A 24,062-nucleotide genomic window follows, 5' to 3' on the forward strand; every position below is an offset into this window, starting at 1 on the left:
GGGGTGAAGAGGGCGAGCGTTGACGCGGCGTCACGCCGACAGTTGCGTACGCGGCCGCGGGCCAAAGCCCGCAGCCGCGTAGCACGCGTCAATCAGCGTCATCGTCGCCAGCGCATCGTCCGCGTCCAGCGGCAGGTCAACTCCGCCACGGACGCGCGCGGCAAACGCATCCAGCTGATACGTGTACGACGACCGCGTCCCAAGCCGCTCCACCCGCTCCCCCTCCCCCGTACGCACCACAACCCGATCGTCCTGGTGCGGCAGCACAAAGTTCGGCGCAAGGGCCTCGCCCCGGGAGCCAACGATCCGGCAGCTCATCTCCAGCTCGCCATACGCCATATGGCACCGGGCCGACCCGGTGCCATATGGCGTATGGCGCCCCCGGGAAACTCCAGCTCGGCGTCGATCCACTCGTCGACCCCAGGCGCCCCCGCCCGCTCCTCACCCCGCGCGGACACCAGCCGCGGCGCACCGCCCGCCCACGGCGCCAGCATCCGCACGGCATGCAAGCTGTAGCACCCCAGATCCATCACGGCACCGCCGGCAAGCGGCAGCGACCAGCGCGGGTCGGTGTCGTCCGGGGCGGGAATCGCAACCATGGTCTCCACCCGTCGCAGCTCGCCGAGTTCACCGCTGGCCAGCAGTTCGTGCAGGCGCCGCGTGACCGGATGGAAGAGGTAGTGGAAGCCCTCCATGAAGACGGTTCCGGCCTTCGCGGCCGCCTCCCGCACCTCGGCGGCCTCCTCGGCGTTGCTCGCCGACGGTTTCTCGGTCAGGACATGCTTGCCCGCGGCGAGGGCGGCGCGGTTCCACGGCCCGTGCAGACCGTTGGCGAGCGGGTTGTAGACGACCTCGACCTCGGGGTCGGCGAGCAGGTCGCCGTACGAGTCGTGCACCCGCTCCACACCGTGCCGCGCGGCGAAGGCCTCCGCCCGGCCGCGGTCCCGTGCGGCCACCGCGACGAGGCGGTGGCCGCCGGCCCGGGCCGGTTCGACGAGCGCGCGCTCGGTGATGCGTGCTGCCCCGAGTACGCCGATGCGCAGTGGTTCCCGGCCCGGTTCGCTCATGCCTGCTGTTCCTCCTCGATCGTGACAGAGCGATCTTCCTGCACTGTCGCCCCGCCGTCCACAGCCGGGAAGTACCGACGGGCAAGGTCCTGGGCGTGGGCCACAGCGCACTCGACCAGCTCGAAGGCAGGCAGGCCGCCGGCGTAGTACGTACGACCCCGGCCCTGCAGCGCGTCGAGGCGGTCCAGGGCGCCACCGGCGAGGTCGTCGCTGCCGAAGTGCGGCATGAACGCCCACTGGCGCCGCAGATACACCTCCCCCAGCCGCCCGCCGAGCGCCGCGACATCGTCTAGCAGCAGCGCCGGGACGTCCTCGGGGCGGCCGTACGAGTAGAACGTACGCACATCGCTGCCCGGGTAACGGTGGTGGTACGAGACGCAGTGCCCCCTCGCCGCACGGCTCGCGGTGTGGCGGTCGAGGAAGTAGAAGGCGTGCTCCGGCAGGCCCGACGCTGAGGCGAGGGTGGTGTGGTAGGCGTTGCAGCGGATCCGCGCGGCGAGGTCGCGCTCCTCCTCGGTGGCGTCCAGGACCGGCAGGATCCGGTCCAGGCCCACGGAGAGCACCAGGTGGTCCGCCTCCACCGGGCCGGAGTCGGTACCGACCCGCACGCCGCCCTCGTGCCGCTCGACCGACTCCACGCGCACGGCGCACCGTACGTCCTTCAGCTCGTCCGCGACCCGGCGCCACAGCGTGCCGAATCCGCCCGCGACGGTGAAGTCGCCTGCGTGCCCGAGCAGTTCGGGTCGGGGCGAGGACAACAGCCCGGTCATCTCCGCGTACTTCACGAAGTACAGAGCGGGCAGGTCGTCGTCGAGATAGCCGTATCCGGCCGCCGTGAATCCGGTGCCGAACGACTCGGCCATGGACTGCAGGCCGTGCTCGGCGAGCCACTCGGTGACGGGAGCGGCGAGCGCCCGCGCGGAGTGGGCGAGCCCGGGTTCGGCGATGCGCGGGAACTCCCGCTCGCGCAGGGCCTGATAGCGCGGGAGGGCGCCGTCGAAGAGGAACGCCATGGACTGGCGGCTCGCGACGCGCGCGGCGACGTCGAGGACGCGGTAACGGGTGGTCGGCTCCGTCTCCCCGTCCAGCTCGGTCACCAGCTCCGCGACCCGCGCGTACCGGCTGGTGCATATGTGGCCGCCGAGGTCGTACGCCCGCCCGTCGACGTGAACGCTCTGGCACTTCCCTGCCACCGTGTCCTGCTCCTCCAGGACGGTCACCCGGTGCCCGGCACGCTCCAGTTCACGGGCGACCACCAGACCGCTCGGTCCCCCGCCGATGACGACCACGCTCCGGGGGCCGGCGGTGTCGGGTAACTCGTGCATGGTCGTCGCTCCTCGATCGGTCGGACGTAAACGGCTCTCATGGTCGTACGGAGAGATCACATGGCCGTAAACGCGCGCGGGAGCTGTGGTGTTCACACACGGGTGTCCCGGGTGCCCGAGACACCCGGGACACAGGCGAGGGCTCTTAGCCGGCGCGGACCTCGGCGATCGTCACCGGCCGGTGCTCGTGCAGCGACAGCGTGCAGGCCTCCGCGATCCAGCCCGCCTCCAGCGCGTCCGCCACCGTGCACGGCGAGGTCCGCCGCCCGGCGACGACCTCGGTGAACGCGTCGAGTTCGGCGCGGTAGGCGTCGGTGAAGCGGTCCATGAAGAAGTCGTGCGGCTGCCCTGCGGGGAAGCTGACGCCGGGCTCCACGGAGCGCAGCGGCAGCTTGTCCTCCAGGCCGACGGCGATGGAGTCCTGGAAGCCGTGAATCTCCATGCGGACGTCGTAACCGCGGGCGTTGTGGCGGGAGTTGGACACCACGGCGATCGTCCCGTCGTCGAGGGTGAGGACCGCGCCGGTGGTGTCGGCGTCGCCCGCGTCCTTGATGTAGTCGGCGCCCCGGTTGCCGCCGACGGCGTACACCTCGGTGACCTCGCGGCCGGTCACCCACCGGATGATGTCGAAGTCGTGCACGGAGCAGTCGCGGAAGATGCCTCCCGAGGCGGCGATGTACGCGGCCGGGGGCGGCGCCGGGTCCAGCGTGGTGGACCGTACGGTGTGCAGCGGGCCGAGCTCGCCGCTCTGGACGGCGGCACGGGCGGCCACGAAGCCGGCGTCGAAGCGCCGGTTGTAGCCGATCTGGATCTCGACGCCGCTGTCCCGCACCGCGTGCAGCACCTCGACGCCCTCCTTCATCGCACGGGCGACGGGCTTCTCGCAGAAGACCGGAACTCCCGCCTCGACGGCGGCCCGGATCAGTCCGGGATGGGCGTCGGTCGCGGCGGCGATCACCACACCGTCCACGCCGGCGGCCAGTACCGCCTCCGGCGAGCCGACGGCTTCGGCGCCGAAGCGCTCGACGGCGGCCGTGACGGCATCCGCGAACGGGTCCGCGACGACGAGGGACTCGACCACGTCGAGCCGGGAGAGGGTCTCGGCGTGGAACGCGCCGATGCGGCCGAGGCCGAGGATGCCGATACGCATGGTTCAGGGGCTCCTTGTTTCCTTGTGCGTCGTACGTGTCGGTGCTGATCCGTACGTATGTGTCGCGCGGCTCAATCGAGTCCGCCGAGGACGTTCTGGTCCCAGTCGATGACCGAGCCGGTGACGACGCCGCTGCGGTCCGAGAGCAGCAGGACCACGAAGTCGGCGATCTCGTCGGGCCGGCCGAGCTTGCCCATCGGCAGCTTCTGAGCGGCCTGCTCGCGCCAGTCGTCGCCCGCGCCGTGGAAGGTGCGCTGGGTGGCGTCCTCGCCCTCGGTCGCGGTCCAGCCGATGTTCAGGCCGTTGATCCGGATCCGGTCCCAGCGGTGGGCGTGCGCGGCGTTGCGGGTCAGCCCCGCCAGTCCGGCCTTGGCCGCGACGTACGGGGCGAGGAAGGGCTGTCCGCCGTGCTCGGAGGAGGTGATGATGTTGACGATCGTGCCGGGTGCCTTGCGCGCCAGCATGTCGGCGACGGCGGCCTGCATGGCGAAGAACGGGCCCTTGAGGTTGATCGCGATGTGCGCGTCGAACAGTTCGGGCGTGGTGTCGAGCAGGGTTCCGCGGGAGGTGAGTCCGGCGGAGTTGACCAGGCAGTCGATCCGGCCGTACGCCTCGATCACCCGGGCCACACTCCCCCGCGCCTGCTGCGCGTCGGCGAGGTCGGCCCGTACGTACATGGCCTTGGCCCCGGCCTCGGCCAGTTCGGCGATCAGCGCCTCGCCGGGGTCGGGGCGGCGTCCCGTGACGGCCACGGTCGCGCCCTCGCGGACGGCGGCCCGGGCGACTGCCGCGCCGACGCCCTGGGTGCCGCCGTTGACGAGGACGACCTTGTCCTCAAGAAGTCCCATGGTCTGTCTCGTTCCTCAGCTCTCGCGCCGCTCGGTGGCGGCCCGTAGTGCGTCGCGCAGGTGTTCCGGGGTCCAGTCCTCGCGGAGGGCGCGCCGGACGAGGTCCGCCTGGGAGGGCGGGGCCAGTCCGTCGACGGGCGGGTCGGAGTCCAGGTTCGTCGGGAAGGGGTAGCCCTCGGCGCCGGCCGCGATCACCGTGTCCAGCCATTCCTGGCGTACGCCGTCGGCCTTGCGTTTCCGCAGCACCGGGTAGACGGCGTTCGCCACGGCCTCGCGGTCGACGGTCTCCATCGCCCGGCCGAAGGCCGAGGAGACCTGGAGGAGGTTGGCCATGCGGCGGATGTCCGTCGAGCGGTTGTGCCCGGCGGCGTGGAAGAGGGCGGGGTTGAAGAAGACCGCGTCGCCCTTGGCGAGCGGGAGCTGGACGTGACGTGCCTCGAAGTAGGCCCGGAATTCCGGCAGTCGCCAGGCCAGGTAGCCGGGCTCGTACTTCTGCGAGTGCGGCAGGTACATCGTCGGGCCGGACTCGACGGGCATGTCGCAGTGGGCGACCGCGCCCTGGAGGGTCAGTACGGGTGAGAGGCGGTGGACGTGTGCCGGGTAGGCGGCCGCGGTCTCGTTGGAGAGGAAGCCGAGGTGGTAGTCGCGGTGCGCGGTCTGCGCGGCGCCGCCCGGGTTGACCACGTTGATCTGGGAGGTGACCTGGTAGCCCGGGCCGAGCCAGGCCGAGGACACCAGGGCGAGGACGTCGTTGGCGTAGTAGTCGGCGAACGCCTCCGCGTCGTAGAGGGCCGCCTTCTCCAGCGCGTTCCACACCCGGTCGTTGGCGCCCGGCTTGGCGAAGTGGTCACCCGCGGTGGCGCCCGCGGCACGCTGCTCGGCGATCAGGGCGTCGAAGACGGCGGTGGCCCGGTCGAGGACCTCCGGGTCCGGAAAGGCGCCCCGGAAGACCACGATGCCCGGGCCTTCGGCGAGTGCGTGCACCAGCTCGGCCTGGAACTCGCGGTCGGCCTCGGCCTGGTCGGCGTCGTAGACCGGCACGTTCCGCACGATGGCTGAGGCCTGCGGGTAGTCGGTGGGGGCGGTCTCCTGCTCGACGAGCGCGCGGAAGGAGTCCAGGTCGCAGTCCTGCTCGGACAGCCAGGGACGGGTGTGTACGGAGGTGATGGTCATCGTCGTCCCTTCGGGGCACGGAGCGGTGGAGCGCTGTCATTCTTGTCAGTACAAACCCCTCGAACAACCAGCAGGAACCCATCAAAAACCCCTCAAGGAGCCGGCGCATGGGCCATCCCTTCCCCGTCCGGGAGATCGCACGTCAGGCGGGCCTGAGCGAAGCCACGGTCGACCGGGTCCTCAACGGCCGGGGCGGCGTACGGGAGAGCACCGCGCAGGAGGTGCACCGGGCGATAGCCGACCTGGACCGGCAGCGCACCCAGGTCCGGCTTGTCGGCCGCACCTTCATGATCGACATAGTGATGCAGGCGCCTGAGCGCTTCACCACCGCCGTACGCGCCGCTCTGGAGGCCGAGCTGCCGTCCCTGCACCCTGCCGTGCTGCGCTCTCGTTTCCGCTTCCGTGAGAGGGGCCCGGTCGGGGAGCTGGTCGGCACCCTGGACCGGATCGCCCGGCGCGGTTCGCAGGGCGTGATCCTGAAGGCCCCGGACGTCCCCGAGGTCACCGCCGCGGTCGGCCGGCTCGAGGCGGCGGGCATCCCGGTCGTGACGTTGGTGACCGACCTGCCCGCGAGTTCGCGCCTCGCTTACGTCGGCATCGACAACCGGGCGGCGGGCGCCACCGCCGCGTATCTCCTGAGCCAGTGGCTGGGCGACCGGCCGGGGCACATCCTGACCACCGTCAGCCGGGGCTTCTTCCGGGGCGAGGAGGAACGCGAGATGGGCTTCCGCGCCGCGATACGCGCCCGGCATCCCGTACGGCGTCTGGTCGAGGTCACGGACAGCGACGGGCTGGACGCCACCCAGTACGACCTGGTGCTGGCCGCACTCCGGGACGACCCCGACATCAAGGCGGTCTACTCGATCGGAGGCGGAAACGTCGCCACGCTCGAGGCGTTCGACGCGTTGCGGCGGCGGTGCGAGGTGTTCATCGCTCATGACCTGGACCACGACAACGCCCGGCTGCTGAGGGCGGGGCGGTTGTCCGCCGTACTCCACCACGATCTCCGTCAGGACATGCGGCGGGCCTGCCGGGTCATCATGCGGGCGCAGAGTGCTCTGCCTGCCGATACGGATCCCGCGCTGCCGTCGCCGATCCAGGTCGTCACGCCGTACAACATGCCGCCGGAGTCGGTGGTGAGCGCCACCGACTCGTAGTGCAACTCCTGGGTTGCACATGGAGGGGGCGATGTGCAACTCTGGAGTTGCACCAAGGACGGCAGTGGATGCCAGCCAAGGACGAATGACGGCGAAGGAGTCATGTCATGAGCGAGGACCGGATCGAGCGCGAAACCCTGATCGCGGCACCCCTGGAGCGGGTCTGGACGCTGGTGGCCCAGCCCGGGTTCTGGGTGGCCGACAAGGCAAGCCTGCCCGGCACGGTGGCCAGGGAAGGTGAGTCGATGGTCGCGAAGAACGCCGAGCATGGCGACTTCCCGGTGCGCGTGGAGAAGGTTCAGCCTCCGACGTATCTGGCGTACCGCTGGACCAGCGCGTTCCCGGGCGAAGAGCTGCGCGAGGACAACAGCACCCTCGTGGAGTTCACGTTGACACAGGAAGGCGACGGGACACGGCTGCGCGTGGTGGAGAGCGGGTTCGCGGCGCTGGCCGGCTCCCAGGAACTGCGCAGCCAGAACCTCAAGGACCACACCGAGGGCTGGCCCCTGGAACTCGACGCGCTCAAGACGCGCGCCGAGCAGCCATCCGCATGACGGAGTCTCGCGGCGCCGTCGGGCCGGTCGACAGCGTCCTCGCTGCGCTGGCCGACCCGACGCGGCGTCAGCTGCTCGGTCAGCTGGCCGCCCAGGGCGAGGCCACCGCGACGACGCTCGCCGCGGCCCTGCCGGTCTCGCGGCAAGCGGTGGTCAAGCACCTCGCGGTCCTGGACGCGGCGGGGTTGGTGTCCGGCAGCCGGGTCGGGCGCGAGATGCGCTACGTGGTGCGGCCCGCGGCACTGGACGCGACGGCGCGGTGGATGGCGACGCTGGCGGCTGAGTGGGACGGGCGGTTGGCGAGGATCAAGCGGGTGGCCGAGTCGGAGGCGGAGGCGCTCCGCTGGGAGGACGGTTCGTAGGTTCGTTGTCGGCCGACCGTCCGTCGTGGCTGGTCGCGCCCACGCGGCGGAGCCGCAAATTGATACAGCCGAGAAGGGGCGGGGCTGGGGAAAGAGACCCCGTTCAGGCGGAGGGTGGTGGTGAAAAATTGAAAATGTCAGGGTTGGCGCATGCCAACTGCCTTCAGGGGTGCGACCCCGTACTGCTATGCGAACTCACTCGCCATGGTGCTGGACGCGGACGCGCCCTCGCCCTCGGCGATCGAGGTCCTGACCGGTTCACCCTTCGGCGCACAGATCGAGGGCGGACTGCCGTACTTCGATCCGCTCGGCTGGAACCCCGACCTCGGCCTCGACCAGGCCATCGGGCTGCTCGGCTGGACTTGCCGCCGAAGCACGGGCGGCACGCCGGACGAGGCAGTCGCCCGGCTGCGGCAGGCCACTGAGCGCGGGCCGGCACTGGCCGGCCCCGTGGACGTCGGCCTGCTCCTGCACCAGCCCTGGTCGACGGGCAACCCCAACGGCGGCGACCACTGGGTCGCCGTGCTCGGCGTCGACGAGAGCACGGTCCTCTTCCACGATCCCGCCGGCTTCCCCTACGCCACGCTGCCCATCGACGCCTTCGTCGCGGCCTGGCAGGAGCAGCTGCCGGATTGCGCAGGCCCGTTCACCATGCGCAGCGACTTCCGGCGCACGGAGGGAGTCGATGTGTCGACGGCTCTGCGTCGGTCCCTGCCCGCCGCGTCGGGATGGCTCACGGGGCAACACAGCGGGCCCGGACGGTCCTTGAAGGACGGCGGTGCGGCCGCGGTGGAACGGCTCGCGGACGACGTACAGGCCGGGTTGGAGGCCCGTACCCTCACCCACCTCACCGAATTCGCCATCCGGGTCGGCACCCGCCGTCTCGCCGACGCCTCACTCTGGCTGGCCGAGATCGGCGAGACGCGGGCCGCGGACGTCGCGGAGCGTCAGGCACGGCTGCTCGGCAGCGTGCAGTACGGCCTCGTCGTGGGTGACACGCAGTCGGCCGCCAGTGCGCTGCGACAACTGGCCGCCGGGTACGAGGAGTTGGGCGTCGTGCTGGCGTGATCCCGTGGCGGCCTACACCAGGAAGAGCCGCTGGGAGCCACCACCCTCCCCCTCCCCGACCTTCCTCACCTGACGGCGGCTCACTTGCCAAAAGCCGTACGATGCGGGCGAGTTCGCCTGCCAACACGGCACGGGAAGCAGGAACATTCGAGTAGGTTTGTGTCCGGTTACCGAACACCGATGCGCAGGAGGCATTTTCGTGTCCGATCAAGACCCCCAGCTCGCCGCCGCTGCCGAGATACGTGCCCGGATCGACACGACCAAGCCGCACTCCGCGCGTTTCTGGAACTACTTCGTGGGCGGCAAGGACAACTACGAGGTGGACCGCGAGATCGGGGACCAGATCAAGGAGATCTTCCCCGGCCTCGTCGACGTGGCGCGCACGAGCCGCCAGTTCCTCGGGCGCGCCGTCCGGCACCTGGCCGGCGAACAGGGCGTCCGGCAGTTCCTCGACATCGGCACCGGCCTGCCGACCGCCGACAACACCCACGAGGTGGCCCAGCGCGTGGCCCCGGACGCCCGGATCGTGTACGTCGACAACGACCCCATGGTCCTCGCCCACGCCCGCGCGCTGCTGACCAGCACACCCGAAGGCGAAACGGCGTACATCGACGCCGACTTCTACGAGCCCGAGGAGATCCTCAAGACCGCGGCGAGCACGCTGGACCTCTCGCAGCCAGTCGCCCTGATGATCCTCAACACGCTGGGGCACGTGGCCGATTACGACCAGGCACGGGAACTGGTCTCACGCCTCATGGCCGGTCTGCCGTCCGGCAGTTACCTGGTCATCAGTGACAGCACCGCCACCAGCGAGGGCATGATCGCCGCGTCCAACGCGTACAACGAGAGCGGGGCCGTTCCGTACTACGTACGCAGCGTCGAGGAGATCGCCGGGTTCTTCGAGGGGCTCGAACTGGCCGAGCCCGGCGTCGTTCCGGTCACCGAGTGGCGCCCGGAGTCCGAGGCGTCGACGGTGGACGCCTACGGCGCGGTGGGCCGCAAGCCGTAGGAGAACGACGACTGCTGCGGTCAGACAGGCAGGAACGACCGTATCTCGTCGAGCAGTTGCCCCCGCCCGTACCGGATGCGCTCCAGGTGCAGGAAATGCGAGGCGCCGGGCAAGGTCCGTACGCGTACGGATCGGGCGCTCGTCAGGTGTTCGGCGAGCCGCTCGCTGTCCTCGGGGCGTGACCAGAAGTCGTTCTCCGCGCGGAGGACGAGCGTACGGGCGCGGATGAGGCTCGCGTCGTACAACTGCCGCCCCTGGGCCAGGTAGAAGGCGTCGATAAGAGGGCCGGTGGGGTTGCGGAAGCTGGGCGGGGTGCGGTCGGCACTCGTGGGGTCCACGCGCAGGGCGGCGGTGCGGTAGGCGTCCCGTACCGCCGGATCGCGTCGGGCGTCGGCGTCGTCGCCTTCAAGGCCCGCGTCCCAACGGGACGTCAGCGCATCGGCCGTGACGGCCCGCCAGGCAGGCTGCGGGCGGGGGTGTCCGGGGCGATCGGGGTCCTCCATTTCGCTCTGCAGCGGCCATGGACTCGTCCCCGAGTACAGGGTGTTGAGGAGGATCGCGTCGGAGATCCGGTCCGGGTGCAGCGCGGCGTACATGCCGACCCAGTGGCCGCCGGTGGCCCAGCCGAACGCCGTCGGCCGGCCGCCACAGCGACGGCGGACCAGGGCGACGGCGGTGTCGATGTCGGACATCGCCGCGTCCGACCGCACCAACGGCGGATTGGTTTCCGGGTCCTGGCTCATCTCGGGCGGGTAGCCGGAGCGGCCGAAACCGCGCAGGTCCATGACATAGACGGCGTATCCGACCCGTGCCAGGTCGGCGGCCAGGGATCCGCCCAGGACGGGCAGGTCGAATGCCGCCACGCCATCGGGCCGCGCACCGTGCACCAGCAGCAACGGCCTCGCGTCCCGGTCCGCGTTCCGCACCTCACGGACATGGATCCACAGCCCGTGTTCGCCCCGCGCCCACAGTTCGGTGCGTACGACGCCGTTGGCGTCCGTTCTCGCGGCAGCCGGTCCCGGGGCCCCCACCACCGTTGCCGCGCTCGCGGCGCCCATCGTTGCCAGGAAGTTTCGTCTGCGCATGAGGACGACGCTAGGCAGGACCACTGAGACGAACAATCAATCACCGGATATCAAGTAATCGCTGTCGCCTATAAGTTGAGCCCATGGAGTTGCGCCAGCTCAGATATTTCGTGGCCGTCGCCGAGGAGCTGCACTTCAGTCGTGCCGCGGAGCGCCTGAGGATCGCCCAGCCCGCCCTCTCCCAGCAGATACAGCGTCTGGAGGCGGGGCTCGGGGTGGAACTGCTGGTACGCAACCGGCGCCGGGTGGCGTTGAGTCCGGCCGGGGCCGCCTTCCTGCGCGAGGCCCGGGAGACGCTGGCCTGCGCCGACCGCGCGGCGCTGACGGCACAGCGCACGGCTGCCGGTGAGCTCGGCCAGCTCACCCTCGGTTTCGTCGGTTCCGCCATGGACGAACTGCTGCCGCGCGCACTGCCCGTCCTGCGCACGCGATATCCGAATCTGCGACTCGTCCTGCGGGAGATGACCAGCACGGAGCAGGTGGCCGCGCTCGGACGCGGCGAGCTGGACCTCGGCCTGCTGCGCCCGCCGTCCCCTCCCGTACCGGGGCTGCGGATCCGGCTGGTCGTACGGGAGCCGCTGGTGGCGGCGCTGCCCCGGGGGCACCCGCTCGCGGACCGCGAGCGGCTCACCCCGGTGGATCTGCGGGATGAGCCGTTCGTGCTGTTCCCTCGCGTGAAGGGGCCGTGGCTGCACGACATGATCACGGGGTACTGCGGCAGCCGCGGAGGCAGTCACCCTCGGGTGGTGCAGGAGGCGGTCATGATGCAGACGATCACCGCCTTGGTGGCCGCCGGCACGGGCCTCGCGCTGGTTCCCGCGTCACAGCAGGCGATCACCCGGGCGGGACTCGTCTTCCGCCCCCTCGCCGACCCACCTTTGGTGGACCTGGCGGCGGCGTGGCCCGAGGCCCCTCGCTCCCCGGCGTGCCTGACGGTGCTGGAGATCCTGTGCGCGGCGTGACGACGGCCGACGCCGGCCCCTGGTCGCTCGCCGCTACCAGCGGTGGTGGACCTGGGCCCGGATGCTGCGGTCGTACAGCTCTCGTACGGCGTCGAGCGTCGCGTCCGGCAGGGGTGCCAGCGCGGCGGCCTCCGCGTTCGCCCGCGCCTGCTCGGGAGAGCGGGCGCCGGGGATGACCGAGGTCACGCCGGGCTGCTGGATGATCCAGCGCAGCGCGGTCTGCGCGGGCGTCGCCCCCGCCGGCGCGAGGGCCGAGAACTCCGCGGCCGCTTCGAGCCCGGACTCGTAGTCGACGCCGGAGAACGTCTCGCCCTGGTCGAAGGACTCTCCGTGCCGGTTGAACGTGCGGTGGTCGTCGGCCGGGAAGACGGTGTCCTTGGTGTACTTGCCGGACAGCAGCCCGGAGGCCAGCGGCACGCGCGCGATGATGCCGACTCCCGCCTCGGCGGCGGCCGGAAGCACCGCCTCGAGCGGCTTGAGCCGGAAGGCGTTGAAGATGATCTGGACGCTGGCCGTGCCGGGCCTGGCGATCGCGGTCAACGCCTCTTCACAGGTCTCCACGCTCACGCCGTACGCGGCGATGCGCTGCTCCTCGACGAGGGTGTCCAGGGCGTCGAAGACCGCGTCGGAGGAGTACACGGGGGTCGGCGGGCAGTGCAGCTGTACGAGATCGAGCGTGTCCACACCCAGGTTCGTGCGCGAACGGTCCGTCCAGGCACGGAAGTTGTCGAGGGTGTAGTTCTCCGGCTCCTGCGCCATGCGGCGGCCCATCTTCGTGGCGACGAAGAGGTCCGCGTCCGGGCGTTCGCGCAGATAGCGGCCGATGAGCTGCTCGCTGCGCCCGTCGCCGTACACATCAGCGGTGTCGAAGAAGGTCACACCGCTGTCGACGGCGGCGTCAAGGACGGCGAGCGCCTCCCCTTCCTTGACCTCGCCCCAGTCAGCACCCAGCTGCCAGGTGCCGAGTCCGGCGACGGATACCTGCTGGTTGATCCTGCCGATTACCCGCTGTTCCATGGTGATCTCTTTCAGTGGTGCCCGTGGGGCTCAGTCCGGTGCCGAGTCTCCAGCATCGGGCCTGAGAAGATCGCCCGTCCAACAGAAGATCCCGCACGCATTCATGAGCCGGCCTTCTCAATGAGCCCCGTGTCCGCGGCGCGCGGCTGCGGGCCGACCGCGGGACCGGCCGTGCGGTAGGCGTGCGGGGCTACGCCGGTCACCCTGCGGAAGACCCGGCTGAAGTACGCCCGGTCGGTGAAACCCACCGCCCGGGCCACGCTCTGGATGCTGTCCTCGCTGCCGCGCAGCTGCTCGCAGGCCCGCTGGATCCGCAGGCGCGTCAGGTACTCCCACACCGTGAGTCCGTACTGCTGGTGGAAGAGCCGGCCCAGATGATCGGCGCTGACGCCGACGGCCTGGGCGATCTGCCAGCGCGAGACCCGTCGGCGGTAGTGCGTCTGAAGGCAGACCAGGGCCTGGTGGACGAGAGCCCGGTTCCGTCCGGCGGCCTGCGTACCGTCGCCCGTCATCGCGACGACCAGCCGGGCGGTCTCGTCCTCGGTGAGGATGTCGCGGTCGAGGAGGACGAGACCGGGATGGGACTTGGCGCGGTGGGCGTCGGCGTGCGTGAACCCTTCGGCGCTGAGCAGCAGTACGGGGCAGGGCGGACGCCCTCCGGCCAGATGTCCGCCGAGGGCTCCCCCGGCGACCCCGCCTGACGCGTCGCCTCCCGCCGCCAGGCCTCCTTCGCCGAGGCGTCCCTCCAACACCCGTATCCGGTCGGCGAAGTCGAACCCGTCCATGTCCGCGAGCGTCCGGTGCGCGATCACCAGGTGCGGCGCCTCCTCGGCGATCAGGGCGAGCGCCGTGGTGCCGTCGGCCGCGGTACGAACCGGGTGGCCACGTAAGGCGGTGGCCACCGAACGTCTGAGACGTTCCCGTGCCGGTGTGGCTCCGTCGACCACGATCACCGGCCGCGGACTGTTGCTGGGCCGCTGTCCGCGCAGTGCCTGCGCGAGGTCCTCGCCCGTCACCCCGAACAGTACGAACGGAGTGCCGTTCAGCGCCGGTTCGTCGTGCAGGAGCTGCGCCGCCCGCCACTCCTCGGGCCCGGCCGCTTCGGCGTCCCACACCACCGCGGCCACGGCGCGTTCGCCGGTGGGCGGGCCGGCGTCCGCGTCCGCATCGGGGTCGACCGGGCGGAGCCGTAGCCTGTGCTGTCTGGCGAGGGCGGCGACATCCTCGGCGGGCCGGCCCGTACCGACGGCCAGCAGGGTGCGTGCGGCTCCGGCCGAGGGTGCTCGTGGCCCCGGAGCCACGGGCAGCGGCAGTTCCACGGTCAGCCGGATGTGCGGCGGACTGTCGCCGACCGCGTACGAACCGCCGTGCAGCATCACCAGACGACGTGCCGTGGCCGACCCGAGGCCCGCCCCTTCGGCCTCGCCGGACCGCGGGTCGGCGGATGGATCGGCCACCGCCGTGACGGTGACCCTGACGGACGTCGGGGTGGTGCGCGCCGTCAGTGCCACGCCGCCCTGCGTGTCGGCTCGCGCCGCGGCGTCCAGTACATGACAGACAGCTTTGGTCAGCTGTTCCCGGTCGGCGAGCACGGCGGGCAGCCGCCGGGGCAGTACGAGGGACCAGTCGGCGCCGCCCGGTGCCGTGGCGGCAACGGCACGGAAGGCCTTCACCAGTACGGGCCGCGGGTCGATCAGCCGTGGGGCCAGGCCGAGTTCGTCCGTCCCGGTGCGGGACCACTCCAGCAGATCGTCGACCAGTCGCAGCAGCCGGCCGGCATCGCGATGCACCAGCTGGAGCGCCTCGCCCCCGCCCGCTTCGGCGCCGCCCGCCTCGGCGCCCGCATGCCGCCGGATCTCCTCCAGCGGTCCGCGCAGCTCCTGGGTGACCTGGTTCAGCAGGCGGGTCTTGAAGGTGCTGGCCCGTTCCGCGGCGTCCCGGGCCCGGCGCACCTCGGCGAACAGCCTGATGCCCTTCAGCGCCGCGCTGATCTGGTCACCCAGCGCCCGGTAGAGGCTTCCCCGCCGGTCGGCCTCGGGCCCCGTACCGGACTCGAAGACGGCGAAGCCCAGTTGCTCATCACCGACGTGGAGGGGTTCCAGTACGAAGGTGAACCGGTCGGCCTCGGGCAGCAGTTCGTCGGGCAGCAGCAGGTGCGCGGGGTACGGACCCGGCTCCGGGCGAGCCCCGCCACGGTCGCCCGGAGCGGACGGGACCCGCAGAACCCGCGCCAGTTGGCGACCGGCCCCGGAGAGCCGGTCCCAGGCACCCTCGTAGAGCACCACCCGGCACCCCGGCAGCCCGCCCACCACCGCATGCCGCTCCAGAGCCTCCCCCAGCCCGTCGAGATCGACCACGGTGGCCAGCGCCGTGCCGAACTCCCGCAACCGGCCCGCCTCCTGACCATCCAGCCACCGCTCGTACTCCAGCAGCCGCCGGGACGCATCGGCCACCAGCAGCCGCGCCTGCGCGAGGAGCCGCTCCCCACGAACCCGAGCGGCCTGAGGCAGACACCTGACCGCGTCGTCCCGTATCTCCAGCAGGGCCCGCTCCCAGGCCGCCACCGTGTCGGGCCTGCGCACCTGCTGACCCAACAGGCGCTCCAGCATGGGCAGAAAGCCGTACGGGCCGGAGCCGGAGGAATGGACGTCGGCGCCCCCGAGCCCGGCACCCGGGCCCCGAGCACCGGGGCGATCGCCGTCCACGACGCGACCGGCATCCGCCCCCGCAGGATCCGCATCCGCCCGGAACGCCGCCGCCAACTCCGGCCCCGCACAAGGAAGCGCCGCGAAGACCGCGTCGCACGAGAGCGGACCACGCGAGTGGCCCCCACCTGAGCCCGGCCCACTCGAACGCGCCCTCTCCGAGCGGGACCCGCCCGATGGCGGCCCGCCGGCGAGCGAACTACCCGAGCCCGGCCCACTCGAGCGGGGCCCGCCCGATGGCGGCCCGCCGGTGCGCGATCCACCTGGGCGCAGCCCTTCCAAGGGCGCCTCGTCTGGTTGCGGCACATCGGCAAATGACCCGCCCCATCGCGGCCCCTCCGCGAACACCCCGACTGGTTGCGGCCCGTCCGTGACCGACCCGCCCGACTGCGACCCGCCGTCGAGCGATCCTCCCGAGCCCGACCTTTCGGCGGACGGCCCTCCCGAGCGCGGCCCCTCGTTGAGCACCCCACCCGAGGGTGACCCCGCGTTGGGCGACCCGCCCGAGCGCGCCCCCTCGTCAAGCGGCCCACCCGAAGGTGCCAGGCCCGAGGGTGGCCCCTCGGCACGTGACCCGCCCGGGCGCGGCCGATCCGAGCGCCGCCCCTCGACGCGCGACCGGCCCGACAGCGCCCGGCCCGACAGCAACCCGCCGCTGACCGACCCCTCCGCCACCAACGGCGAAGGACACCCACACGACCGCCGTACCACCACCGCCCCCGCGACCGCCGTACGGTCCGGCGCAGGCGCGCCCCGCAGCCGGGCCACCAGCGTGTCCACGGCCAACCCGCCCAGCTCCGCGAAGGGCAGCGAGACCGAGGTCAGCGGCGGCTCGGAGAGCCTGGCTTCGGGGGAATCGTTGAAGCCGACCACGGCGACGTCCTCGGGTACCCGGATGCCCCGCTCGGCGAGCAGCCGCAGCGCATCCGCCGCCAGTACGTCGCTGCACGCGACCACCGCGTCGAAGTCGACACCGGGCCGCAACCCACGCGCGTCCAGCAGCACCCGCATCGCCGAAGCGCCGGCACCCGCCGCGAAGTCGCCTGCGGCACATACGAGTTGGCGTTCCGCGGGCAAGCGGTACTGGGCCAGCGCCTGGGTGTAGGCGCGGTAGCGGCCGAAGGAGACCGGGTTGGTGAGCGGCCCGCGGATGCACGCCGGGCGTCGTACGCCGTGCCGTGCGACCAGGTGGCCGACGAGCTCCCGCATGCCCGCGTACGAGTCGAGCGTGAGGGTCTCGTGGTCGTCGACGCCTTCCAGGGCGTGGTTGAGGCTGACGACAGGTAACCGTCGCAGCGAGCGCAGCAGCCGCTCGGCGTGGTCGCCGGACGCCGGCAGGCCGAGGGTGGAGCTCCAGCAGACGACGCCGTCGAGCCGCGCCCGGTCCACCAGTTCGTACAGCGCGCTCCGCGACGCCTCGCCGCCCGGGCGCAGTGAGCCTCCCGGGAAGCACACGAGGTTCACGTCGTCGCGCTCCGCGGCCCGCAGCGCCCCGGACCACAGGGTGGCGCCGACGCCGAGATGGATGTTCGCCGTGACCAGCCCGATCGTGAGCCGTTCCGGTACCTCCCGCCGACCCGCGCCTGAGGCGGGCCCTTGTTCCGCCATAGGTGCCTCACTCGTCAGGGGTTCTCCCGGGCGCCTGGGGGCCACAAGAAGGCCCGCCCGGGGATGTCCCGTCGAGTCGAGGAACGTAGGGGAAAGCGCTTACCGGGGCAAGACCCGCGGCACGGCTCGTCCGCGGGTCCTGCCCCGGTCTCCGTGCGGCCATCAGGTGCCGCACGAGGGGAATCCGGTGCGTACCGGATCGAATGGCGCGTCAGATCTTGCCCACTCCGGTGTGCGTCAGATCTTGCCCACTCCGGCGCCCTCCATCACCGCGGCCTTCACGCCGGCGGCGGCGTCGGCGGTGTAGTCGTACGGGATGCTCGCCACGCTGCCGCCGGCCTGGCCCTCGCCGGAGCCCTCGAAGTGGTTGTCCTTGGCCACCAGCGTGCCAGGGCCGGAGTCGCCCTCGCCGAGGTGGAAGGGGTCCTCCGTGTTCTCGAAGTAGTTCCCCTCGACGAGCACGCCCGCACCCTCGGTGGACGCCACGCCGTAGGACCCGATGTCGCTGAAGTAGTTGTTCAGCACGTGCACGGGGTTGCCGAAGCGGACCCGGGGGTTGCGCTGGCCGGTGCCGTCGAACCAGTTGTGGTCGTACGTCACCTTCAGCTTGCCGCTGTCCTCACCGCCGTTGTCGTCGGAGTGGCCCAGCAGCATGTTCTTGTCCTGGTCGTGACTGCGGTTCCAGGACACGGTGATGTTGTTCGAGGCCCGCTTGATGTCGACGCCGCCGTCGCTGGCGCCGGAGATCTCGTTGTGGTCGATCCAGACCTTCTCGGCGTACTCGACGTTGATCGCGTCGTCGCCGGACCCCGAGAAGGCCAGGTTCTGGATGATCACGTTGTTGACCTTGCTGACGTTCAGGCCGCCACCGGTGATCTTGCCGTTGGTGCCGACGCCGACGATGGTCTTGTCGCCGGCGACCTTCGTCATACCGCTCAGCGAGATGGTGCCGTCGACCTTCACGATCGCGGCGCCGCTGCCCTGAACGGCCTCGGTGAAGGCGGAGGCGTCGGACACGGTGACCGTGCTGCCGCCCGCACCTCCCGTCGTACCGGCACCGAAGCCGATGGGGCCTGCTGCGGCTACCACTTTGCCGGCCTTGCCGCCTTCCGCCTCGGGCGGGGCTCCGTTCGCGGTCGTCGCCGCGGTCACGGCCAGCACAACGGCCGTACCGGCGGCGACGCTCATCAAGGTGATCCTTGCGCTCGTCCTGCGCATGGGAATCTCCATCCGTGGGGGTTTGGAGAGCTGATGTACGCGTACGTGTGAGTGAGCCGCGCGACTGGCTGTGCACGATGCTAGAGCGACCGTTGTGGACGATGACGGCGGCTGTGTGGACTATTGCGCGCAGCGGAGAAGTAAGGTGTGCGGTCGGGATCTTGACCAGCCTTTGACGAGGGCTTGACGCCGGCGCTACGCGGCGAGCGGTTCCCGTCCCACAGGGTCATACGGGGAAGGAACGGGCGGTGGCAGCACTGCTGACGCGGCTGCGGTCGTGGTCGTCGCTGCTCGCGGCGCATCCCGCGCGTGCGGTCGTGGTGGCGTTCGCCGTCGTGGTGCTGGGCGGCGCGGTGCTGCTGACGCTGCCGGTCGCCTCCGAGGACGGCTCCGCCACGGGCTTCGTGACGGCGTTGTTCACGTCCACCTCCGCGGTCTGCGTCACCGGTCTGGCGGTGGTCGACACAGGAACGTACTGGAGTGGCTTCGGCGAGGGCGTGATCCTCGCGCTGATCCAGGTCGGCGGCTTCGGGATCATGACGATGGCCTCGCTGCTGGCGCTGCTGGTCGCGGGCCGGCTGCGCCTGCGGCTGCAGCTGACGGCCCAGGCCGAGACGAAGAGCCTCGGCATCGGGGACGTACGCCGGGTGCTGATCGGCGTCGCCGGTACGACCCTGATCGTCGAGCTCGCGGTGAGCGCCGTCCTCGCGCTGCGTTTCCGCTACGGGTACGGCAACGGCATCGGCGAGGCGGCGTACCTGGGCTACTTCCATGCCGTGTCGGCGTTCAACAACGCCGGGTTCGGGCTGCACGCCGACAGCCTCACCCGCTATGCGCAGGACGCCTGGGTCACGCTGCCGATCGCCGTGGCCGTGATCCTCGGCGGCATCGGCTTCCCCGTCATGCTGGAGCTGCTGCGCCATCGCAACCGTCGGCGGACGACCGGGCGCCGCAACTGGACGCTGCACACCAGGCTGACGCTGATCATGACCGCTGTCCTGCTGCTCACGGGGACCGTACTGACGTGCCTGCTGGAGTGGACCAACGCGGCGACGCTCGGCCCGCAGGGCGTGGCGCACAAGATCCTCAGCGGCTTCTTCCACTCGGCGATGTCGCGCACCGCGGGGTTCAACTCGCTCGACGTCGGCGCCCTGCACCCCTCGACGCTGCTGATGACCTGCGTACTGATGTTCATCGGCGGCGGCAGCGCCGGAACCGCGGGCGGCATCAAGGTCACCACCTTCGCCGTCCTGTTCGCCGCGATCCTCGCCGAGGTGCGCGGCGAGACCTCGTCCGCGGTGCTGGGCCGCCGACTGGCCCCGCAGGTGCTGCGCCAGGCGCTGACCGTGGCGCTGCTGGGCATCGGCCTGGTCATCGCCTCCACGCTCGCGCTGCTCGCGATGACCGAGGAGCGTCTGGAGGCGGTGCTGTTCGAAGTCGTGTCCGCCTTCGCCACGGTGGGCCTGTCCACCGGCATCACCGCCGATCTGCCGGCGACCGGTCAACTGCTGCTGGTCGGCCTGATGTTCGTCGGCCGCCTCGGCCCCATCACCCTCGTCTCTGCCCTCGCCCTGCGCGAGCGCACCCGCCGCTACGAACTGCCCGAGGAGCGACCCGTCATTGGCTAACTACCTGCACGCGCTGCGTCAGCGGCGCCGCAAGCGCCGCACCGAGACCCCCGCCCGCGGCGGCGCCGACCAGCGCGTCGCCGTCATCGGCCTGGGCCGCTTCGGCTCCTCACTGGCCGGGGAGCTGATGCGGCGCGGCTGGGACGTCCTCGGGATCGACACCGATGCCCGGCTGGTGCAGAAGTACAGCGACGCCCTCACCCACGCCGCCGTCGCCGACTGCACCGACCCCGAAGCGCTGCACCAGCTCGGTGTCCACGAGTTCACCAGCGCCGTGGTCGCCATCGGTACGGACATCGAGGCGAGCATCCTGGTCAGCTCGAATCTGCTCGAGGCCCAGGTGCCCAACCTGTGGGCCAAGGCCATCAGTCGCCAGCACGGCCAGATCCTCGAACGCCTCGGGGTGCACCATGTCGTCCTGCCCGAGCACGAGATGGGCGAACGGGTCGCGCACCTGGTCACCGGCCGGATGCTGGACTTCATCGAGTTCGACGACGATTACGCTCTGGTGAAGACCGTCGCCCCTCAGGTCGCCACCGGCATGCCGCTCGGCGAGAGCCAGGTCCGCGCCAGGTTCGGCGTCACGGTCGTCGGCATCAAGCGGCCCGGCGAGGGCTTCACGTACGCGACCGCCGACACCGTCGTGCAGAAGGGCGACGTCCTCATCGTCACCGGCAAGACCCACGCGGTGGAGTCCTTCGCCGAACTGAGCTGAGGCGCACGGCACTTGGTATACGTAACCGTCAACGAGCCGTACGGGATCCGTCAAGCCCGCCCAAGGCGGTCGCCAAACGCGGCACGGTCGTGCCTTGCTGCGGGAGAGCGGCAACCGCGTACGTACGGAGAAGGTGAGGGGAGCGGTCATGGTGGAGTGGCACCCGCTGCGGACCCCCGTGGTCAGGCCCGTGCCCGAGCCGGTGGCGACCGGCTTCGTCTGGATGGCGGCCTTCGCGGGATCCTGCCTCCTGGTGGCCGTGCTCGGTGCCGTCGGCGGGCTGACCAGCTCGTCGTTGGCGCTGGGGGCGTTGTCCGGGCTCGCCGTGCTGCTGGGGCTGCCCGCCCGCTTCCGTGCGGCGCCCGGGATCGCCCTCGTGTGCTGGCTGTTCCTCAACCACTTCACCATCGCACCCCGCGGTGAACTCAGCTGGGACGGGCACCTCGACGCCGCCCGGCTCGTCCTGCTCCTGGCCGCCGCGTTCCTCGGCACGGTCCTCGCGCGGATCCTGCACGCCCGGGGTGCCCACCACCGCGTCACACCGGGGCGGGAGCGACAATGAGCGGTGTAGTGACCGAGCAGGAGACAGGAGCCGATCGTGCGGGCACGTGACCTGGCAGTGGAGTACGAGACGGTCGGTCTGGACACCGACGCCCTGGAGGCGGCACGGCTGATGGCCCGGCACCGGCTGCCCGCGCTCCTGGTGGTCGACGAGGCGGGCACGCCGAAGGCGATCCTGCCGGCCTCCCAGATGATCAAGATCCTGGTGCCGGAGTACGTCATCGAGGACCCGACGCTGGCCGCCGTGGTCGACGAGCGGCACGCCGACCGGCTGTGCCAGGCGCTCCAGGGCCGGACCGTACGAGAGTGTCTGTCGAAGTCCGTGCCCGCGCCGCCGGTCGCCGCGCCGGACGACACCGCACTCGAGGTCGCGGCGCTGATGGCGCAGGTGCGCAGCCCGCTGGTGGCGGTGGCGGAGAAGGACAAGGCCGGTCTGCGTCTGCTCGGCGTGATCACCGCCTCGCATCTGCTGGACCGGCTGATCGGCGCCGTTTCGTAAGGGCGCCATCACGCTCCGTACTGCCGGAACCCGGAAGAGGTTCCGGCTGCTCCCCTACACGGAGGCCACCTGCCACAGACACGTCATGGACGGGTATGGTTTCCGCCCGGTGTGCTGGGAAGCCTGGTCGGCGAGCAGCGGATCAATCTCTCTTCCGATCGGTGTGAAATGTGAACGACTGGCACAGCTGGGCCGCGATCATCGTGTTCGTCGGCGCGTACGCCCTGATCATCAGCGAGAAGATCCACCGCGTCGCGGTGGCCCTCGGCGGCGCCGGTCTGATGCTCGCGATCCGGGCGACCGACGACCACTCGGCGTTCTACTCCGAGCACTCCGGCATCGACTGGAACGTCATCTTCCTGCTCCTGGGCATGATGATGATCGTCGGTGTGCTGAAGAAGACCGGCATGTTCGAGTATCTGGCGATCTGGTCCGTGAAGAAGGCACGTGCCAAACCGTTCCGGGTGATGGCGATGCTCATCGTCATCACGGCGTTCGCCTCGGCACTGCTCGACAATGTCACCACGGTTCTGCTGATCGCCCCCGTCACCCTGCTGGTCTGCGACCGGCTCGGCCTGCCCGCCGCACCGTTCCTGATCGCTGAGGTACTGGCCTCGAACATCGGCGGCACGGCCACCCTCGTCGGCGATCCCCCGAACATCATCATCGCCAGCCGCGCCGGTCTGACCTTCAACGACTTCCTGATCCATCTCGCCCCGCTGTCCGCGTTCCTGATAGTCGTCCTCGTCCTGCTGTGCCGGGTGATGTTCCGCAAGACCTTCGTGTACGACGAGGACCGCGCCGCCGAGATCATGGAGCTGGAGGAGCGGGAGGCCATCCGCCATCCGCGGCTGCTGATCCAGGGGCTGGTCGTGCTCGCCCTGGTCGTCACCGGATTCGTCCTCCACCCCGTGCTGCACTACGAGCCCAGCGTGGTAGCGCTACTCGGTGCCGGGCTGCTCATCGCCATCTCCTCGGCGGAGACCGGCGAGGTCCTGGCCGAGGTCGAATGGCCCACCCTCGCCTTCTTCGCCGGCCTCTTCATCATGATCGGCGGGCTGATCGAAACCGGCGTCATCGGCGAGGTCTCCAAGACCCTCGCCGACACGATCGGGGACAACGAACTGGGCGGCTCCATGACGATGCTGGGCGCCTCCGCGGTCCTCTCGGGCATCGTCGACAACATTCCGTACGTCGCCACGATGGCGCCCATCACCGGTGACCTGGTCCAGAACATGGGCGGCGGCAGCGATCACGTCATGTGGTGGGCCCTCGCCCTGGGCGCCGACCTCGGCGGCAACGCCACCGCGATCGGTGCCTCCGCCAACGTCGTCGTCCTGGGCATCGCGGAACGCAACCGCCAGCCCATCTCGTTCTGGCAGTTCACCAAGTACGGCCTGATCGTCACCGCGGTCACCGTGGTGTTCGCCCTCGCCTATGTGTGGCTGCGGTACTTCGCCCTCGCGTGACGTGCGTGAAGCCTGTCGTAGGAGGCGCACGCCGATGCCGACAGGCCTCGACGCATACGGCCCCGGGATCCGGGCACTCGTCGCCACTGCACGGAACTTCGGCGGGCGAAGGGGTGAGCACCATGGCACACCTCAACTGGCATATCGACCTGGACATCGACCGGTCCGACACCGAGAGCGAGGCGACGGCGACCCTGCGGTTGCCGGACACCACGCGGATGACGACCCACGGTCACGCGAAGCGCAATCCCAGCGACCCGCAGCAGGCCCAGGTCGGCGAGGAACTGGCCGCGGCCAGAGCACTCAACGACATGGCCCGACGTCTGCTCCGCAAGGCCGCCCACGAGATCGAGGACGCGACCCACGCACCGGCGCATCCGCACCCGTGACGCGGGCTACTGACCTGGTCGGCCACAGACCGCGCCATCTATCAGCTTGATGGTGGTCTTGGCCTGCTCTATGAAGCGTTTCTCGTCGCCGAAGCGGGTGGTGAAGACGGCCGCCGCGGCCGACACCTTTCCGTCTGGGGTGACGGCGGACTCGGAGACGGTGCCGAAGGAGGTACCGCCGTGGTGCCAGACCCCCTTGGGGCAGCCCTTGACCGGGCGCCAGGCGATGCCGAGCCCGTAGCGCGTCTTGTCGCCCAACTCGTCGGGCGCCGGGACAGTGGTCCGCATCTGCGCCAGCTGCTCCGCGGGCAGCAGCCGGCCATTCATCAGGGCGCGCAGGAAGGTGTTCATGTCGTCGGTGGTGCTATCGAGGACGCGACCCACGCACCGGCGCATCCGCACCCGTGACGCGGGCTACTGACCTGGTCGGCCACAGACCGCGCCATCTATCAGCTTGATGGTGGTCTTGGCCTGCTCTATGAAGCGTTTCTCG

The 24,062-nt window shown here is 70.8% G+C and carries 21 protein-coding genes and 1 pseudogene; 12 read left to right on the forward strand and 10 right to left on the reverse strand.

Annotated features, from left to right (window positions below; genetic code table 11):
* Positions 1 to 30: 30 nt before the first annotated feature.
* The 5 genes and pseudogenes from G6048_RS33685 to G6048_RS33705 all read right to left on the reverse strand — a co-directional run bounded on the left by G6048_RS33685 (position 31) and on the right by G6048_RS33705 (position 5,563).
* Positions 31 to 1,067, reverse strand: a pseudogene (locus G6048_RS33685) (Gfo/Idh/MocA family protein).
* Positions 1,064 to 2,392 (reverse strand): protoporphyrinogen/coproporphyrinogen oxidase, encoded by a 1,329-nt coding sequence (locus G6048_RS33690; RefSeq protein ID WP_235990657.1) that lies wholly within the window; start codon positions 2,390 to 2,392, stop codon positions 1,064 to 1,066. The pseudogene G6048_RS33685 and the gene G6048_RS33690 overlap by 4 nt, the downstream one beginning before the upstream one ends.
* A 145-nt stretch (positions 2,393 to 2,537) precedes the next feature.
* A complete protein-coding gene (locus tag G6048_RS33695) occupies positions 2,538 to 3,542 on the reverse strand; it encodes a Gfo/Idh/MocA family protein (RefSeq protein ID WP_165343394.1) in 1,005 nt (334 codons plus the stop codon).
* Between the two features lie 71 nt (positions 3,543 to 3,613).
* Positions 3,614 to 4,390: an SDR family oxidoreductase gene (locus G6048_RS33700; RefSeq protein WP_165343395.1), complete on the reverse strand. Its 777-nt coding sequence runs from the start codon at positions 4,388 to 4,390 to the stop codon at positions 3,614 to 3,616.
* A 15-nt stretch (positions 4,391 to 4,405) separates the two neighbouring features.
* Complete coding sequence (locus G6048_RS33705; protein ID WP_165343396.1) at positions 4,406 to 5,563, reverse strand: phytanoyl-CoA dioxygenase family protein; 1,158 nt, start codon at positions 5,561 to 5,563, stop codon at positions 4,406 to 4,408.
* A gap of 107 nt (positions 5,564 to 5,670) precedes the next feature.
* On the opposite strand from G6048_RS33705, the gene G6048_RS33710 reads away from it, so the two are divergent.
* The 5 genes from G6048_RS33710 (at position 5,671) to G6048_RS33730 (ending at position 9,713) form a co-directional block, all read left to right on the forward strand.
* Entirely contained in the window at positions 5,671 to 6,720 is a 1,050-nt protein-coding gene (locus G6048_RS33710; protein WP_165343397.1) for a LacI family DNA-binding transcriptional regulator, read from the forward strand.
* Positions 6,721 to 6,827: 107 nt separating this feature from the next.
* Entirely contained in the window at positions 6,828 to 7,274 is a 447-nt protein-coding gene (locus G6048_RS33715) for an SRPBCC domain-containing protein (RefSeq protein WP_165343398.1), read from the forward strand.
* Positions 7,271 to 7,636 carry an ArsR/SmtB family transcription factor gene (locus G6048_RS33720; RefSeq protein WP_165343399.1) on the forward strand — a complete coding sequence of 122 codons (366 nt, stop codon included), beginning with the start codon at positions 7,271 to 7,273 and terminating at the stop codon, positions 7,634 to 7,636. The genes G6048_RS33715 and G6048_RS33720 overlap by 4 nt, the downstream gene beginning before the upstream one ends.
* A gap of 150 nt (positions 7,637 to 7,786) precedes the next feature.
* On the forward strand, positions 7,787 to 8,704 hold the full coding sequence (locus G6048_RS33725; RefSeq protein WP_165343400.1) for a hypothetical protein: 918 nt from the start codon (positions 7,787 to 7,789) through the stop codon (positions 8,702 to 8,704).
* Between the two features lie 199 nt (positions 8,705 to 8,903).
* Complete coding sequence (locus G6048_RS33730; RefSeq protein WP_165343401.1) at positions 8,904 to 9,713, forward strand: SAM-dependent methyltransferase; 810 nt, start codon at positions 8,904 to 8,906, stop codon at positions 9,711 to 9,713.
* Between the two features lie 20 nt (positions 9,714 to 9,733).
* Here G6048_RS33730 and G6048_RS33735 read toward each other — a convergent pair whose 3' ends face one another.
* Positions 9,734 to 10,798: an alpha/beta fold hydrolase gene (locus G6048_RS33735; protein WP_165343402.1), complete on the reverse strand. Its 1,065-nt coding sequence runs from the start codon at positions 10,796 to 10,798 to the stop codon at positions 9,734 to 9,736.
* 83 nt (positions 10,799 to 10,881) lie between these two features.
* On the opposite strand from G6048_RS33735, the gene G6048_RS33740 reads away from it, so the two are divergent.
* Positions 10,882 to 11,760 carry a LysR substrate-binding domain-containing protein gene (locus G6048_RS33740; RefSeq protein WP_165343403.1) on the forward strand — a complete coding sequence of 293 codons (879 nt, stop codon included), beginning with the start codon at positions 10,882 to 10,884 and terminating at the stop codon, positions 11,758 to 11,760.
* 33 nt (positions 11,761 to 11,793) lie between these two features.
* Here G6048_RS33740 and G6048_RS33745 read toward each other — a convergent pair whose 3' ends face one another.
* The 3 genes from G6048_RS33745 to G6048_RS33755 all read right to left on the reverse strand — a co-directional run bounded on the left by G6048_RS33745 (position 11,794) and on the right by G6048_RS33755 (position 18,278).
* Positions 11,794 to 12,777 (reverse strand): aldo/keto reductase, encoded by a 984-nt coding sequence (locus G6048_RS33745; protein ID WP_165343404.1) that lies wholly within the window; start codon positions 12,775 to 12,777, stop codon positions 11,794 to 11,796.
* Between the two features lie 101 nt (positions 12,778 to 12,878).
* Positions 12,879 to 17,090 (reverse strand): substrate-binding domain-containing protein, encoded by a 4,212-nt coding sequence (locus G6048_RS51130; RefSeq protein WP_165343405.1) that lies wholly within the window; start codon positions 17,088 to 17,090, stop codon positions 12,879 to 12,881.
* Positions 17,091 to 17,327: 237 nt separating this feature from the next.
* The gene (locus tag G6048_RS33755; RefSeq protein WP_235990658.1) at positions 17,328 to 18,278 is read right to left on the reverse strand and encodes a pectate lyase family protein; all 951 of its coding nucleotides are present in this window, start codon (positions 18,276 to 18,278) and stop codon (positions 17,328 to 17,330) included.
* 278 nt (positions 18,279 to 18,556) lie between these two features.
* On the opposite strand from G6048_RS33755, the gene G6048_RS33760 reads away from it, so the two are divergent.
* From G6048_RS33760 to G6048_RS33785, 6 genes are all read left to right on the forward strand, one after another.
* A complete protein-coding gene (locus tag G6048_RS33760) occupies positions 18,557 to 19,936 on the forward strand; it encodes a TrkH family potassium uptake protein (protein WP_165343407.1) in 1,380 nt (459 codons plus the stop codon).
* Entirely contained in the window at positions 19,929 to 20,651 is a 723-nt protein-coding gene (locus G6048_RS33765) for a potassium channel family protein (RefSeq protein ID WP_165343408.1), read from the forward strand. Before G6048_RS33760 ends, G6048_RS33765 begins: the two co-directional genes overlap by 8 nt.
* Before the next feature lie 94 nt (positions 20,652 to 20,745).
* The gene (locus tag G6048_RS33770) at positions 20,746 to 21,213 is read left to right on the forward strand and encodes a hypothetical protein (RefSeq protein WP_328827738.1); all 468 of its coding nucleotides are present in this window, start codon (positions 20,746 to 20,748) and stop codon (positions 21,211 to 21,213) included.
* A gap of 36 nt (positions 21,214 to 21,249) precedes the next feature.
* A complete protein-coding gene (locus G6048_RS33775; RefSeq protein WP_165343409.1) occupies positions 21,250 to 21,711 on the forward strand; it encodes a CBS domain-containing protein in 462 nt (153 codons plus the stop codon).
* A gap of 170 nt (positions 21,712 to 21,881) precedes the next feature.
* Positions 21,882 to 23,180 (forward strand): ArsB/NhaD family transporter, encoded by a 1,299-nt coding sequence (locus G6048_RS33780; RefSeq protein ID WP_165343410.1) that lies wholly within the window; start codon positions 21,882 to 21,884, stop codon positions 23,178 to 23,180.
* 122 nt (positions 23,181 to 23,302) lie between these two features.
* Positions 23,303 to 23,569 (forward strand): DUF1876 domain-containing protein, encoded by a 267-nt coding sequence (locus tag G6048_RS33785; protein ID WP_165343411.1) that lies wholly within the window; start codon positions 23,303 to 23,305, stop codon positions 23,567 to 23,569.
* Positions 23,570 to 23,575: 6 nt separating this feature from the next.
* Here G6048_RS33785 and G6048_RS33790 read toward each other — a convergent pair whose 3' ends face one another.
* Positions 23,576 to 23,965 (reverse strand): serine hydrolase, encoded by a 390-nt coding sequence (locus G6048_RS33790; RefSeq protein ID WP_165343412.1) that lies wholly within the window; start codon positions 23,963 to 23,965, stop codon positions 23,576 to 23,578.
* Between the last annotated feature and the right edge of the window lie 97 nt (positions 23,966 to 24,062).

It is taken from the genome of Streptomyces ureilyticus (assembly GCF_011045025.1).
Taxonomy (GTDB): Bacteria; Actinomycetota; Actinomycetes; order Streptomycetales; family Streptomycetaceae; genus Streptomyces; species Streptomyces ureilyticus.